Genomic DNA, 13,798 nt, shown 5'->3' with positions numbered 1-13,798 from the left:
GTAGCCGACACGCACGCAACTGCCTATAATGCCGCCCCTATGGCTAAACAGAAGAAACACCCCACAGGGACCATCGCGCAAAATAAAAAGGCGCGACACGATTACTTCATCGAACAACGTTTCGAGGCTGGCATGGTCCTGGCCGGCTGGGAAGTAAAGAGCTTGCGTGCCGGCAAGGCGCAACTGGTCGACAGTTATGTCCTGCTCAAGGACGGCGAAGCCTGGCTGCTGGGCAGCCATATCACGCCGTTGACCACCGCCAGCACCCACGTGATTGCCGACCCGACGCGATCGCGCAAACTGCTGCTCAACAAACGCGAGCTGGAAAAACTCTTCGCGTCTGTGCAGCAGAAGGGTTACGCCTGCGTCTGTACGTCGTTGTACTGGAGCAAGCACTTGATCAAGTGCGAGATTGCGCTGGGCAAGGGCAAGAAGGAATACGACAAGCGCGATACCGAACGCGAACGCGACGCCGGTCGCGAGTTGCAGCGCGCGGTGCGCAACAAGGGCAAGGAAGACTGATTCTTTCGCCTTGAGACCATTGTGGGAGCGAGCCTGCTCGCGATGACGGCGACACATCCAGCATTGATGTGCCAGACAGGCCGCTTTCGCGAGCAAGCTCAGTCCCGCAGGGTCCGAGCACTACATCCCCTTGCGCCGCTCCGCCCGCGCCACCCGCTGCACTTCCTGCCGTACCTCTTCCAAGACTTCCAGCACATACAAAATATGCCGGCTGGACACTTCCCGCGCCTGCTCGGCCTGCCCGTCCATAATGGCTTGATACAATTCTCGGTGCTGACTGATCAGCATGTCGCGGGTTTCGCTGCGCTGCTTGTACATACCGCCGATGTTGGTCACCACGTTGCGCTTGAGCAAGTCGAACAACCCCCGAATCGTGTGTAGCAGCACCGCGTTATGACTGGCCTCGGCGATCGCCAGATGGAACCGGGCATCGGCCGCACCCTCCTCTGCCCGGCTCACTTCATCGTGGCGGGAATAGCAATCCTGCAATTCTTCGAATGCTGCCTTGAGCCGCTCGCGGTCCACATCCGTAGCTCGCAGCGCAGCGTAATAAGCACAAGAAGCTTCCAGCGTATGGCGAAACTCCAACAGGTCACGCTGCGCTTCGGGATTGCTTTCCAACAGTTGCAACAGCGGATCACTGAATGTCGAACCCAGCGACTCCACTACATAATTGCCGCCGCCCTGGCGGCTGACCAACAGGCCCTTGGCCGCCAGCTTCTGGATCGCCTCGCGCAACGAAGGGCGTGACACACCGAACTGTTCGGCCAGGGTCCGCTCAGCCGGCAGCCGCTCACCGGATTTCAGCGTGCCCTCAAGGATCATTCCTTCAAGCCGCTCGACAATATCGTCAGACAAACGGCGCTGACGAATCTGATCAAACCCCATAACTCGATTCTCCACAGTCCCGACGGCTCGCCGGGCTCTCTATTCTGGCCCATCCGGGCCCAGTCCACACCCACCAAAAGCCGCTTTCACTCACGGATCAGATGCTCTCTGCACCGCTTATTCGACGAAAGTTTCAGGGCGGCAAATTGACACACGACAACCAAGGCTTTTACCCTAGCCAACAGCGATTGTAAATTGGTATTACCAATTAACCAAAGCGCTGGCAGTGCCTGACCAACAACAATTAGGGGCCCACCCACTATGCAAACCTGGCAACAGCTCTACAGCCCGCTCGGCAGCCTCGGCTTGTCCGCACTCGCGGCCGTCATTCCCATCGTATTTTTCTTCCTGGCCCTGGCGGTGTTTCGCCTCAAGGGGCATGTGGCCGGCAGCATCACCCTGGCCCTGGCGATTGCCGTCGCAATCTTTGCGTTCCAGATGCCCGCCGACATGGCCTTCGCTGCCGCCGGCTACGGCTTTGCCTACGGCCTGTGGCCCATCGCCTGGATCATCGTCGCCGCCGTGTTTCTCTACAAACTGACGGTCAAGAGCGGCCAGTTCGAGGTGATCCGCAGCTCGGTGCTGTCGATTACCGATGACCAACGCCTGCAAGTGTTGCTGATCGGCTTTTGCTTTGGCGCATTCCTTGAAGGTGCCGCAGGCTTCGGGGCGCCGGTGGCGATCACTGCTGCGTTGTTGGTCGGCCTGGGCTTCAACCCCCTATATGCCGCAGGCCTGTGCCTGATCGCCAACACCGCCCCAGTGGCGTTCGGCGCGCTGGGTATTCCGATCATCGTGGCCGGCCAGGTCACTGGGATCGATGCGTTCAAGATCGGCGCCATGACCGGTCGCCAGTTGCCGCTGCTGTCGCTGTTCGTGCCGTTCTGGCTGGTGTTCATGATGGACGGCCTGCGCGGCGTGCGGGAAACCTGGCCGGCGGCGCTGGTTGCCGGCTTGAGCTTCGCCGTCACCCAGTACTTCACCTCCAACTTCATCGGCCCGGAACTGCCAGACATCACCTCGGCCCTGGCGGCGTTGATTTCCCTGACGCTGTTCCTGAAAGTCTGGCAGCCCAAGCGCACCGCAGGCGCGCAGATTGCCGGCGCCACCTCGAGCGCAACGGTCACCGCCAGCGTCGGAGGTTTCGGCCAACCGCGCAGCACCGTGGCTTCACCCTACAGCCTGGGGGAAATCATCAAGGCCTGGTCGCCCTTCCTGATCCTAACCGTGCTGGTGACGATCTGGACCCTGAAACCGTTCAAGGCGATGTTTGCCGCCGGCGGCTCCATGTATGGCTGGGTGTTCAACTTCGCCATCCCGCACCTGGACCAGATGGTGATCAAGGTCGCGCCAATCGTGGTCAATCCGACAGCCATCCCGGCGGTCTTCAAGCTTGATCCGATTTCCGCTACCGGCACGGCAATTTTTTTCTCGGCATTGATCTCGATGCTGGTGTTGAAGATCAACCTTAAAACTGGTCTTACCACTTTAAAAGAGACCTTCTACGAACTGCGCTGGCCGATCCTGTCCATCGGTATGGTGCTGGCGTTCGCCTTCGTTACCAACTTCTCGGGCATGTCGTCGACCATGGCCTTGGTGCTGGCCGGCACCGGCGCGGCGTTCCCGTTCTTCTCGCCCTTCCTGGGATGGCTGGGGGTATTCCTGACCGGTTCCGATACCTCGTCCAACGCTCTGTTCAGCTCCTTGCAAGCCACTACTGCGCACCAGATCGGCGTCAACGACACCTTGCTCGTAGCTGCGAACACCAGTGGCGGCGTGACTGGCAAGATGATTTCGCCACAATCGATTGCGGTGGCGTGCGCGGCGACCGGGCTGGTGGGCAAGGAATCGGATCTGTTCCGTTTCACCCTCAAACACAGCCTATTCTTTGCAACGATCGTCGGCCTGATCACGTTGGCCCAGGCCTACTGGTTCACCGGCATGTTGGTGCACTGAGTACTACAGGCAATACCGAAAAAACCGACGCCGAACTTCGATTCGGCGTCTGCTATTGATCACCGGGTCTGCAAGGCTGCTGAAAGATTTCCTGTCTATATTTCAGCAGCCTCAGCGGACGGATAACCGGGACCACCCGGAGACACGCCTGATGAGCGAGCTTTTTTACAACGCCGTGCCGAACGCGACCCGTGTCGCCCCGCCATTGCCCGAGCCTCGGCAGTACCCTAGCGAAAAACCGCAACGGGTCTACCTGTTCGGCACTTGCGTGGTGGACCTGTTCTATCCCGAAGCCGGGATGGATGCGATTCACCTGCTGGAGCGCGAAGGAATCCGGGTGGACTACCCGCAAGGGCAAAGTTGCTGCGGCCAACCGGCCTACACCTCGGGATACACCGAACAGGCACGGACGGTAGCGCGAGCGCAACTTGCCCTGTTTGCTGGCGATTATCCGGTGGTGGTGCCCTCGGGCTCCTGCGCTGGCATGCTGCGCGAGCATTACGCCGACTTGTTCAAGGACGAGCCCGACACGCTTGAACAGGTTCGGGCCCTGGCGGCCCGAACCTATGAACTGGCCGAGTTCCTGCTGTTTGTCTGCAAGGTGCAGCTGCAGGACAGCGGCGAGCCGGTGAAAATCGCGCTGCATACGTCCTGCTCGGCCCGACGTGAAATGAACACCCACCTGCATGGTCGTGCGTTATTGGCGCAGTTGGGCAACGTGGAGCGCGTCGAGCACAGCCATGAAAGTGAATGCTGTGGTTTTGGTGGCACGTTCAGCGTGCGCATGCCGGATATTTCCGGCGCGATGGTGGCCGACAAGACCCGCGCGCTGAAGGAATCCGGCGCGCATCAGGTCGTCAGCGCCGACTGCGGCTGTTTGATGAACATCAACGGCGCGCTGGAAAAACAGCAGGAGGCGTTACGCGGTCAACACCTGGCGAGCTTCCTCTGGCAGCGTACCGGAGGTGCCGCATGAGCACGCCGACGCTGATTCCGACCATTGAGGTGCAGGAAGATTTTCGCGCCCGGGCCCACAAGGCTTTGGACGACACGCAACTGCGAAACAACTTTCGCAGCGCGATGGATTCACTGATGACCAAGCGGGCAACGTCCTTCAGCGATGCCCACGAAAGAGAACACCTGCGAGTGCTCGGCAATGCCGTCCGCGCCCGCGCGTTATCCAAGCTGCCCGACCTGCTCGAGCAACTTGAAACCAACCTGACCCGCAACGGTGTGAACGTGCACTGGGCGGAGACGGTGGACGAGGCCAATGGCATCGTCCTCTCGATCATCCGGGCTCACGAGGCGCGGCAAGTGATCAAGGGCAAATCGATGGTCAGCGAAGAGATGGAGATGAACCATTTCCTCGAGGCTCGGGACATTGAATGTCTCGAATCCGACATGGGGGAGTACATCGTCCAGCTCGATCACGAGAAGCCTTCACACATCATTATGCCGGCGATCCACAAGAACGCCGGTCAGGTCGCGTCCTTGTTCCACGACAAACTCGGTGTGGAGTACACCAAGGACGTCGACCAACTCATTCAGATCGGTCGCAAGGTATTGCGGCAGAAATTCTTCGAAGCTGATATCGGCGTCTCGGGCGTCAACTTCGCCGTGGCCGAAACCGGCACGCTGCTGCTGGTGGAAAACGAAGGCAATGGGCGGATGTCCACCACCGTACCGCCGGTGCACATCGCCGTAACCGGCATCGAAAAAGTCGTGGAAAACCTGCGCGATGTCGTGCCGCTGCTCTCGCTGCTGACCCGCTCGGCCCTCGGCCAGCCGATCACCACCTACGTCAACATGATCTCCGGCCCGCGCAAGCCTGACGAACTGGACGGTCCCCAGGAGGTTCACCTGGTGCTGCTGGACAACGGTCGCAGCCAGGCGTTTGCCGACAGCGAATTGCGCCAGACCCTGAACTGCATCCGCTGCGGCGCCTGTATGAATCATTGCCCGGTCTATACCCGAATCGGCGGTCATGCCTACGGCGAGGTGTACCCGGGACCTATCGGAAAAATCATCACGCCGCACATGGTCGGCCTCGCCAAAGTCCCGGACCACCCGAGCGCGTCTTCGCTGTGTGGCGCCTGCGGTGAGGTGTGTCCGGTGAAAATCCCGATTCCCGCGCTACTGCGGCGGCTGCGAGAAGAAAACGTCAAGGCGCCGGACAGCCCGAACCAAGTGATGCGCGGCCAGGGCAGCAAATACTCGCCCAAGGAACGGTTCATCTGGAATGCCTGGGCCCGGCTCAACAGTTCGCCGCGACTGTATCGGCTGTTCGGTTTCCTCGCCACGCGCCTGCGCGCCCTGACACCCCAAAACATCGGCCCATGGACCCAGAACCACAGCGCCCCCAAACCCGCCGCCCGCTCATTGCATGACCTGGCTCGCGAACACCTGAACCAGCAGGGAGACCGCCGATGAGCGCCAAAAACAATATCCTCGCCAAGCTGCGCAAAAGTCTGACGGGCGCCACGCCGGTTGCCGACAACTTCGATGTCGAGCTGGTGACGCAAACCTACCGCTACGCGCCCGAGCAGCGCATTCCACAATTGCGCAAATTGATGGAAGCGGTGCACACCGAAATCCATCTGACGTCCGGTGAAGGCTGGCCGGCGCTGCTGGCGCAGTTGCTGCGTGACCGCCAGTTGCCGAGTTTGCTCATCGCCCCGACTACTGCGCACGGGCAAAAAATCACACAGTTTTGGGCGAACAATCCCGACCTGCCACCTCTCAAGGCCTACGACCGCCCGGTAGAGGAATGGAAAGCCGAACTGTTCAACGACACGCCTGCCAGCCTGACCGGAACCCTCGGCGCCATCGCCGCCACCGGTAGCCTGATTCTTTGGCCAACGCGGGAAGAGCCGCGGCTGATGAGCCTGGTGCCACCGGTGCATTTCGCCCTGCTCAAGGCCAGCGAAATCCGCGACAACTTCTATGAAGTGCAACAGGAATTCGAATGGGCCCAAGGCATGCCCACCAACGCCCTGTTGGTGTCAGGCCCGTCGAAGACCGCCGACATCGAGCAAGTCCTGGCCTATGGCGCCCATGGTCCGAAGGATCTGGTGGTTTTGATTCTGGAGGACCAATGACTCTTCCGGCTCCTTTCCTGCGTGATGTCCAGCAACTGATTCCGCCAAAACGACGTTTCGACGATCCGCTGTCGACCTTGGCCTTCGGCACAGACGCCAGTTTCTATCGGCTGATTCCGAAACTGGTGGTACGCGTCGAATCCGAAGATGAAGTGATCGCCCTGCTGAAACTGGCCCAACGGGACCAAGTCCCGGTCACCTTCCGCGCCGCCGGCACCAGCCTGTCCGGGCAAGCCATCAGCGACTCGGTGCTGATTGTGCTTGGGGACAACTGGAACGGCCGCGAGATTCGCGAACACGGCACACAGATTCGCTTGCAGCCCGGCGTGATCGGCGCCCAGGCCAATGCCTGGCTGGCACCGTTCGGGCGCAAGATCGGCCCTGATCCAGCCTCGATCAACGCCTGCAAGATCGGCGGTATCGTCGCCAACAACGCCAGCGGCATGTGCTGCGGCACCGCGCAGAACACCTATCACACCCTGGCCGGTATCCGCCTGGTGCTGGCCGATGGCACGCGTCTGGATACCGAAAACGAAGCCAGCGTGGCGGCTTTTCGTACAAGCCATGGCGAACTGCTGGACCGCCTCGCGACTCTGGGCCGCGAAACCCGCGCCAATACCGAACTGGCTGCGCGAATTCGCCACAAATACCGTCTGAAAAACACCACCGGCCTGTCACTCAATGCCCTGGTGGATTTCGACGAGCCTGTGGATATCTTGAGCCATCTGCTGGTGGGCTCCGAAGGCACCTTGGGCTTCATCAGTGCGGTGACCTACAACACAGTCATCGACCACCCGAACAAAGCCTCGGCACTGATCGTCTTCCCGGATGTGGAAACCTGCTGCAACGCCGTCACCGTGCTGAAAAGCCAGCCAGTCTCGGCCGTGGAACTGCTGGACCGGCGCAGCCTGCGCTCGGTGCAGGACAAGCCGGGCATGCCGGATTTCGTACAGCATCTGTCGATCAATGCCTGCGCCCTGCTGATCGAATCCCGCGCCGCGTCCTCCTCGTTGCTACAAGAACAACTGACCCGAATCATGGCATCGCTGGCCGGCTTCCCAGTGGAAAAACAGGTCGACTTTACCGAAGACCCACGGGAAAACGCCCGGCTCTGGGCGATCCGTAAAGACACCTTTCCAGCCGTGGGCGCGGTACGCAAAACCGGCACCACGGTAATCATCGAAGACGTGACCTTTCCGGTGGAACAACTGGCCATCGGGGTGAACCGCCTGATCGAGCTGTTCGACAAACATCACTACGACGAAGCGATCCTTTTCGGACACGCGCTGGAAGGCAATCTGCACTTCGTCTTCACCCAAGGCTTCAACAACCCAGAAGAAGTCGCACGTTACCAGGCGTTCATGGATGACGTGGCGCAGTTGGTGGCGGTGGAATTCGGCGGTTCGCTGAAAGCCGAACACGGCACCGGGCGCAACATGGCGCCGTTCGTCGAGCTGGAATGGGGTAGCGATGCCTATCAATTGATGTGGCAGCTCAAACGCCTGCTCGATCCCAACGGCATCCTCAACCCGGACGTGGTGCTCAGCGAAGATCCGCAGATCCACCTCAAACACCTCAAACCGCTGCCGGCCGCCGACGAGATTGTGGACAAGTGCATCGAGTGCGGTTTCTGCGAACCGGTGTGTCCATCCAAGGACCTGACCTTGAGCCCGCGCCAGCGCATCGTGATCTGGCGGGATATCCAAGCGAAGAAACGCGCCGGCACCGACACCACCGAACTGGAACGCGCCTACCAATACCAGGGCATCGACACCTGCGCCGCCACAGGTTTGTGCGCACAACGTTGCCCGGTTGGCATCAATACCGGCGAGCTGGTGAAAAAGCTGCGCAGCCGTGAGGCGACAAATACGAAAACCGCCAACTGGATTGAAGGAAATTTCGCCACCACCCTGCAAGGCGTGCGCTTCACCCTGCACGTCGCCAACGGCGCACGCATGCTGCTGGGCGCGCCACGCCTGGCAAAGCTTTCGGCCTCGTTGACGCGTCTGTCCAAAGGCCAGGTTCCGCAGTGGACCAGCGCCATGCCCCAGCCGGAAAAGGCCATCCGCTTCAGCCCTGCCGTATCGGATGAACGCCCCAGAGTGGTCTACCTGGCGGCCTGCGTGTCGCGGGTGATGGGCCCGGCGGCAGGGGATAAGGAGCAGATGTCGTTGTACGAAAAAACCCAACGGCTGCTGGAAAAGGCCGGCTACCAGGTCGTCTTTCCCGACAATGTGGACAGCCTCTGTTGCGGCCAGCCCTTCGCCTCCAAAGGCTACGCGGAACAGGCCGAGCACAAGCGCCAGGAACTGATCGGCGCACTGCTGCATGCCAGTCGCGGCGGGCTCGATCCTATCTACTGCGACACCAGCCCCTGCACGCTGCGGTTGGTTCAGGACCTTGGCGACGTGCGCCTCGATCTATACGACCCGGTGCGTTTCATCCGCACTCATCTGATGGATCGTCTCGACTTCACCCCCCAAGAGGCGCCCATCGCAGTACACGTCACCTGCAGCACGCAGCACCTTGGCGAAAGCCAGGCGCTGATCGACCTGGCGCGCAAGTGCAGCAAGAACGTGGTCATCCCCGAAGGCATTCACTGCTGCGGTTTCGCTGGCGACAAGGGCTTCACCACGCCGGAGCTGAATGCCCATTCGCTGCGTACGCTCAAGGACGCGGTGCAGCATTGCAGCGAAGGGATTTCCACCAGCCGCACCTGCGAGATCGGTCTTACGCAGCACGCCGCCATTGACTACCACGGGCTGGTCTACCTGATCGATCGGGTGACCCAGGCCAGGGCGACCTGAAGAAAAATAGAACCCTGGCGTAGGGTCGCAGTCCACTGATCAAGTCCCGCAAATGCGGGACCGTCCCTAAATTGGTAGCCGTACTGATGGCCGGCGATGCCTGCGCCCTCAGTTCAAGGAGAGACACATGAAACGCTCTGTACTGCTAGGTCTGTTCGTTACTGCCTCCATGCTGGCGTCGTCTTCGTTTGCCGCCGATCTCTGTGATACCAACCTGAAAACCCTTGAGAACGCGAAGACCCAATATCAGGGCTCGGATATCGAGGCTAAAGTCGAGGCCAGCATCCAGCAGGCCAAGGCCCAGCAAGCCCTGAACACCAAGGAAGGCACCGAAAAATGCATCTCCGAGACCACCCAGACCATCCAGGAGATCCAGAAGGTCAGCAAAGACGGTAAAAGCTCCTGACCACCGCGGGCCAACCTTCGGGTTGGCCTCGGACGCGGATTGGCGTACACTGCAGCTGCTTGCCGCTTCAACAGCTTCAAGAAGCGCCAGGCTCGGGGCCGTTTAGGATTCGACGCCGGTTGCGAAACTTTAGGTGCATGCCGAGTTGGTAACAGAACTCGTAAATCCACTGTTGCAACTTCCTATAGTTGCCAATGACGAAACCTACGGTGTTGAAGCTTCGAACGACCAAATGGCGTTTGCTGCCTAAAACACTTCTGGCGCCTTCGGGCCCAGCAATCACCAGGGGATGTCTGTAAACCCAAAGTGATTGTCATATAGAACAGAATCGCCGTGCAGTACGTTGTGGACGAAGCGGCTAAAACTTACACAACTCGCCCAAAGCACCCTGCCCGTCGGGTCGCTGAGGGTTAACTTAATAGACACGGCTACGCATGTAGTACCGACAGCGGAGTACTGGCGGACGGGGGTTCAAATCCCCCCGGCTCCACCATTTCATCATCTAAAGACGTCCACGGACGTCTTTTTTTGTGCCTGAAATCCAGTAAATACGGGGGTTTCAGGGCCATTGAGCTCCACAGCGCTTCAGGCAGATCCATTTTGAAATGTATTCCAAGGCGTATTCCAAGCCCGTGACTGGTAAATTTTGGAATACACAAACAGCGTTGGAGTACCCATGGGAGCCCGAGCCACACGCCTTTCAGACCTGAAAATCAAAGCCGCCAAGCCCAAGGACAAGGACTACACATTGACCGACGGCGACGGCCTTCAGTTACGAGTCCGAACCAACGGTTCGAGGCTTTGGAATTTCAACTACATCCATCCCGTGACCAAGAAACGGATCAACATGGGACTGGGGACGTTCCCGGAACTCAGCCTGGCTCATGCGCGAAAACGCACGGTTGAGGCCAGGGAGCTGGTTGCCCAAGGACTGGACCCGAAAGAGCAACGCGATGCAGATCGCCAAGCGAAAAAAGCTGCGACAGAGCACACCTTTCAAAACGTGGCGACGGCATGGTTTGAACTGAAGAAAGACTCCGTGACAACCGCCTACGCTGAAGACATTTGGCGATCGCTCACGCTTCACGTCTTCCCCGATTTGCACGCGACTCCAATTTCTGAAATCAGCGCTCCTCAGGTCATCAAATTGCTTAAGCCACTTGAGACCAAAGGCAGCTTGGAAACGGTCAAGCGCCTGACCCAACGCCTCAACGAAATCATGACTTACGGGGTGAACTACGGACTCATTCATGCCAACCCCCTGAGCGGAATTCGATCGGTCTTCAAAAAGCCCAAGAAGAAAAACATGGCGGCCTTGCCCCCCGATGAGCTCAATGAACTCATGGTGGCGATTGCCAACGCCAGCATCAAAAGAACCACCCGGTGCCTCATCGAGTGGCAGCTACACACGATGACTCGGCCATCCGAAGCTGCGACCACCCGATGGGCTGACATCGACTTCAAGAAGAAGATCTGGACGATTCCACCGGAGCGAATGAAGAAACGCCGCACACACATCATCCCGCTCACGGAGCACGCTTTGGCGCTCCTGGAGACCATCAAGCCCTATAGCGGACACAGGGAGTACGTGTTTCCCTCCGACCGTAATCCGCGCACCCATTGCAACAGCCAGACCGCCAACATGGCGCTGAAACGGATGGGCTTTGAGGGGCGCCTGGTCAGTCATGGAATGCGCTCGATGGCGAGCACCATCCTCAATGAAAAGGGTTGGGACCCTGAGCTGATCGAAGTTGCGCTTGCCCACGTTGATAAGGACGAGGTTCGTAGCGCCTATAACCGAGCGGACTATATTGAGCGCAGACGCCCGATGATGAAGTGGTGGAGTGAACACATACAGGGAGCAGCTACCGGCAATCTCTCGGTATCAGCAACCATCGAAAGCAGCGATCGGAAAGTGGTTGCCATACGCTGATGAAGGAGTGCCATCGGCTGATACGGAACAGCTTTTCACAATCGAACTGTCAGCCCCCGAACAATACGGTGGTGATGCAAATCGCATTGTCGACTTACACGCAGGGTGATCCGCGATGAGATGCAGGGGAACGGGCCGTCGTGGTCCATACCTCGGAGTCATCTCATGGCAGACCTACGCACTCACCAGAACTCGCAAGACCAAGATGCTCTGTGCACCACCCTGACCGCGCTAATGCTCGACGTACGCCTCACCCCCTTGGAGCGCAATGGCTGGCAGGTCTTGCGCATGCTCCGCACCGCAGATGGCCTAAGCCCGCTCGTGAACATGGGGCAACTGCGCCGCTACCTCACTTGTACTCCCTGTGGACAGCGCGCTGGCGCTGCAACGGCTAGGCGCGCTTTAGCGGTGCTACGACTTACAGGATGGATCAGCTTTGTGGGGCAGCATTGCGATCTCCTGACTGGCAATGTTCAAAGCGTGTTGTATCGGGTCAATGAGCGCGCTCTAAGCTTCCATGAAGCTTGTGCTCTCGACGACAGCCTGGAGGAGCTGATGGCTACCTGCATCGGCCACGAGAACAAGCAGATCAAGCACCTTGCCGAGTACATTCTGGCGACCTCTGAGGACACGCCTGAACATCTCTCCATTGCCATCCGGGAGCAACGGAACAAAGACGATGAACCACCGCCCTCGGCGCCATCGCGGAAGCGTCCAACGGTCAATCGAACATCCGCAAACAGATCGACCGTTACGCAGCAGACCAAACAGACCCGCCAGATACCTCAAGAGCAAGACCCTACGTATAAGCCGTATTTGTATAAAAAAGAACGTACGTACCGCGCGCATACGCGTGAGGAAAGCGATTCACCATCAGCGCCCCTAGCATTGCCGCCATGCCTGGCCAGCGCCAAAGCAGATCAGCAAAGAGACGTGCTGGCGGCCTTGAAACGGTTGCCGTCACACCATCGCCAGGACGTGCTGGACGAACTACAGGCACGCAGCCAAAGCGGCACAGTACGCAATGTCGTCGCCTACTTCTTCGCCCTGGTGAAGCGTGTTTTGGTCGGCGAGTTTCGCTTGTGGGCTGGCCGCAAAAAACAGCGCCCGGCTGACGAGCCAGTCGCGATTCAGTCCGCACCTCGCGTTTGCACAGAAGTCTGCAAGAAGTCCCCACAGCGCTCGGCATGGCGCGAAATTGGCCGGCCACATATTGCCAACATGCGCAAAATCCTGGCCGGTCCAAGGGTCGCTGGAGACTTGGTTGCACAGGTGATGGAAGGCAAAGGGTGGCAGCCGTGTCCCGCCTAGGGACGCGTACACAACGCCTGTAACTCATGAATGTCCGGTGCTCTTACCTAACATCAGGTAACACTCGATAGCCGGTTTGTGGATTGACAGCAAAACGTCCGTGGATGCAATTTTACAAGTGCATACCAGCCGTCAGGATCATCAAGACGGCACTGCGGTTTTCCGCAGGATCCTGCCAATGACCGTATCGCTTCCGGCAGCGCGGACAGTCGACTTGAGTGTCGATGGAAGCACGCTATTCCCACCCCACCCACGACGGGCCTTTCCCCGTCCTGGGGCAGGCCTTTCTTTGTTTTTGGAGGCCTTAATGAAAATTCGACTGGCAATGTATGAAGCACTGAAAGCGATTAACGTGCCCGAGCCGAAAATCGAAGCAGTAATCCAAGCCATGGAGCCTGCTCTGCACCCATCTCCTGCAGTTAAGTCCGATTCCGACATAGCACAGTTTCGGGCAGCGTTATCTCAGCTTGAGGTGAGTCTTACTATGAATATTGGCGTGATGATTTTCCTCGCGGTGGCGATTCTGTTCGCCGCAGTCGCGTTTATTCGTTAACGAGATCACCTTTTCCGTTGGTACCAGGAGCCACCTGTTCTAGGGCAGGTGGTTTTTTTCTCGCGTACCTGTCGCTGGATTGCGTAGGCCATGTTTTCTAGGTGCTGGCGTTAGACCAGGTACAGACCTTCGGCAAGGGCGGCTATCGGCCAAAAGCGGACTCGCAGTAGAACCCCCATCAAACTAATGATATTCCTACATTCTTGTTATTCTTGATCAGCTTGAACGTAGCGCGGGCCGTGTGAGCGCTCGCATGATGTTGTCATCGAGGTAGGCCTTGAACGCAGCCGCCGTCCCGATTAGGAAGACGGAGAACATATTAGG

At 58.9% G+C, this 13,798-nt stretch carries 11 protein-coding genes and 1 other RNA gene; 11 read left to right on the top strand and 1 reads right to left on the bottom strand.

The features are described from left to right. The first annotated feature begins 39 nt into the window (after window positions 1-39). Window positions 40-522, top strand: a complete 483-nt coding sequence (smpB, locus tag SGN16_RS04000; RefSeq protein ID WP_047229073.1) for an SsrA-binding protein SmpB — start codon at window positions 40-42, stop codon at window positions 520-522. Window positions 523-642: 120 nt separating this feature from the next. Here smpB and SGN16_RS03995 read toward each other — a convergent pair whose 3' ends face one another. Next, window positions 643-1,410: an FCD domain-containing protein gene (locus SGN16_RS03995; RefSeq protein WP_335943906.1), complete on the bottom strand. Its 768-nt coding sequence runs from the start codon at window positions 1,408-1,410 to the stop codon at window positions 643-645. Between the two features lie 261 nt (window positions 1,411-1,671). On the opposite strand from SGN16_RS03995, the gene SGN16_RS03990 reads away from it, so the two are divergent. The 10 genes from SGN16_RS03990 to SGN16_RS03945 all read left to right on the top strand — a co-directional run bounded on the left by SGN16_RS03990 (window position 1,672) and on the right by SGN16_RS03945 (window position 13,474). Beyond that, entirely contained in the window at window positions 1,672-3,366 is a 1,695-nt protein-coding gene (locus SGN16_RS03990) for a lactate permease LctP family transporter (RefSeq protein WP_210642784.1), read from the top strand. A 151-nt stretch (window positions 3,367-3,517) separates the two neighbouring features. Then, the gene (locus SGN16_RS03985; RefSeq protein ID WP_335943907.1) at window positions 3,518-4,342 is read left to right on the top strand and encodes a (Fe-S)-binding protein; all 825 of its coding nucleotides are present in this window, start codon (window positions 3,518-3,520) and stop codon (window positions 4,340-4,342) included. Continuing rightward, on the top strand, window positions 4,339-5,796 hold the full coding sequence (locus SGN16_RS03980) for a LutB/LldF family L-lactate oxidation iron-sulfur protein (protein ID WP_210642782.1): 1,458 nt from the start codon (window positions 4,339-4,341) through the stop codon (window positions 5,794-5,796). Before SGN16_RS03985 ends, SGN16_RS03980 begins: the two co-directional genes overlap by 4 nt. Then, window positions 5,793-6,464 carry a lactate utilization protein C gene (locus SGN16_RS03975; protein ID WP_335943908.1) on the top strand — a complete coding sequence of 224 codons (672 nt, stop codon included), beginning with the start codon at window positions 5,793-5,795 and terminating at the stop codon, window positions 6,462-6,464. Before SGN16_RS03980 ends, SGN16_RS03975 begins: the two co-directional genes overlap by 4 nt. Next, complete coding sequence (locus SGN16_RS03970) at window positions 6,461-9,271, top strand: FAD-binding and (Fe-S)-binding domain-containing protein (protein ID WP_335943909.1); 2,811 nt, start codon at window positions 6,461-6,463, stop codon at window positions 9,269-9,271. The genes SGN16_RS03975 and SGN16_RS03970 overlap by 4 nt, the downstream gene beginning before the upstream one ends. Before the next feature lie 127 nt (window positions 9,272-9,398). Next, entirely contained in the window at window positions 9,399-9,677 is a 279-nt protein-coding gene (locus SGN16_RS03965; RefSeq protein WP_335943910.1) for a hypothetical protein, read from the top strand. Window positions 9,678-9,771: 94 nt separating this feature from the next. Next, window positions 9,772-10,170, top strand: a transfer-messenger RNA (tmRNA) gene (gene ssrA, locus SGN16_RS03960). A gap of 183 nt (window positions 10,171-10,353) precedes the next feature. Beyond that, window positions 10,354-11,610, top strand: a complete 1,257-nt coding sequence (locus SGN16_RS03955) for an integrase domain-containing protein (RefSeq protein ID WP_335943911.1) — start codon at window positions 10,354-10,356, stop codon at window positions 11,608-11,610. 165 nt (window positions 11,611-11,775) lie between these two features. Then, window positions 11,776-12,921: an STY4528 family pathogenicity island replication protein gene (locus SGN16_RS03950; protein ID WP_335943912.1), complete on the top strand. Its 1,146-nt coding sequence runs from the start codon at window positions 11,776-11,778 to the stop codon at window positions 12,919-12,921. A 307-nt stretch (window positions 12,922-13,228) separates the two neighbouring features. Further along, window positions 13,229-13,474, top strand: a complete 246-nt coding sequence (locus SGN16_RS03945) for a hypothetical protein (RefSeq protein ID WP_335943913.1) — start codon at window positions 13,229-13,231, stop codon at window positions 13,472-13,474. Window positions 13,475-13,798: the final 324 nt, after the last annotated feature.

Source organism: Pseudomonas sp. G166 (assembly GCF_037027455.2).
GTDB lineage: Bacteria > Pseudomonadota > Gammaproteobacteria > Pseudomonadales > Pseudomonadaceae > Aquipseudomonas.
The sequence above is the reverse complement of the archived record's forward strand: the minus strand, read 5'-3'. Positions and strand labels throughout refer to the sequence as shown.

Coding starts and splice junctions, on each gene's coding strand:
- smpB (WP_047229073.1), top strand. CDS start 40: ATGGCTAAACAGAAGAAACACCCCACAGGGACCATCGCGCAAAATAAA.
- SGN16_RS03995 (WP_335943906.1), bottom strand. CDS start 1,410: ATGGGGTTTGATCAGATTCGTCAGCGCCGTTTGTCTGACGATATTGTC.
- SGN16_RS03990 (WP_210642784.1), top strand. CDS start 1,672: ATGCAAACCTGGCAACAGCTCTACAGCCCGCTCGGCAGCCTCGGCTTG.
- SGN16_RS03985 (WP_335943907.1), top strand. CDS start 3,518: ATGAGCGAGCTTTTTTACAACGCCGTGCCGAACGCGACCCGTGTCGCC.
- SGN16_RS03980 (WP_210642782.1), top strand. CDS start 4,339: ATGAGCACGCCGACGCTGATTCCGACCATTGAGGTGCAGGAAGATTTT.
- SGN16_RS03975 (WP_335943908.1), top strand. CDS start 5,793: ATGAGCGCCAAAAACAATATCCTCGCCAAGCTGCGCAAAAGTCTGACG.
- SGN16_RS03970 (WP_335943909.1), top strand. CDS start 6,461: ATGACTCTTCCGGCTCCTTTCCTGCGTGATGTCCAGCAACTGATTCCG.
- SGN16_RS03965 (WP_335943910.1), top strand. CDS start 9,399: ATGAAACGCTCTGTACTGCTAGGTCTGTTCGTTACTGCCTCCATGCTG.
- SGN16_RS03955 (WP_335943911.1), top strand. CDS start 10,354: ATGGGAGCCCGAGCCACACGCCTTTCAGACCTGAAAATCAAAGCCGCC.
- SGN16_RS03950 (WP_335943912.1), top strand. CDS start 11,776: ATGGCAGACCTACGCACTCACCAGAACTCGCAAGACCAAGATGCTCTG.
- SGN16_RS03945 (WP_335943913.1), top strand. CDS start 13,229: ATGAAAATTCGACTGGCAATGTATGAAGCACTGAAAGCGATTAACGTG.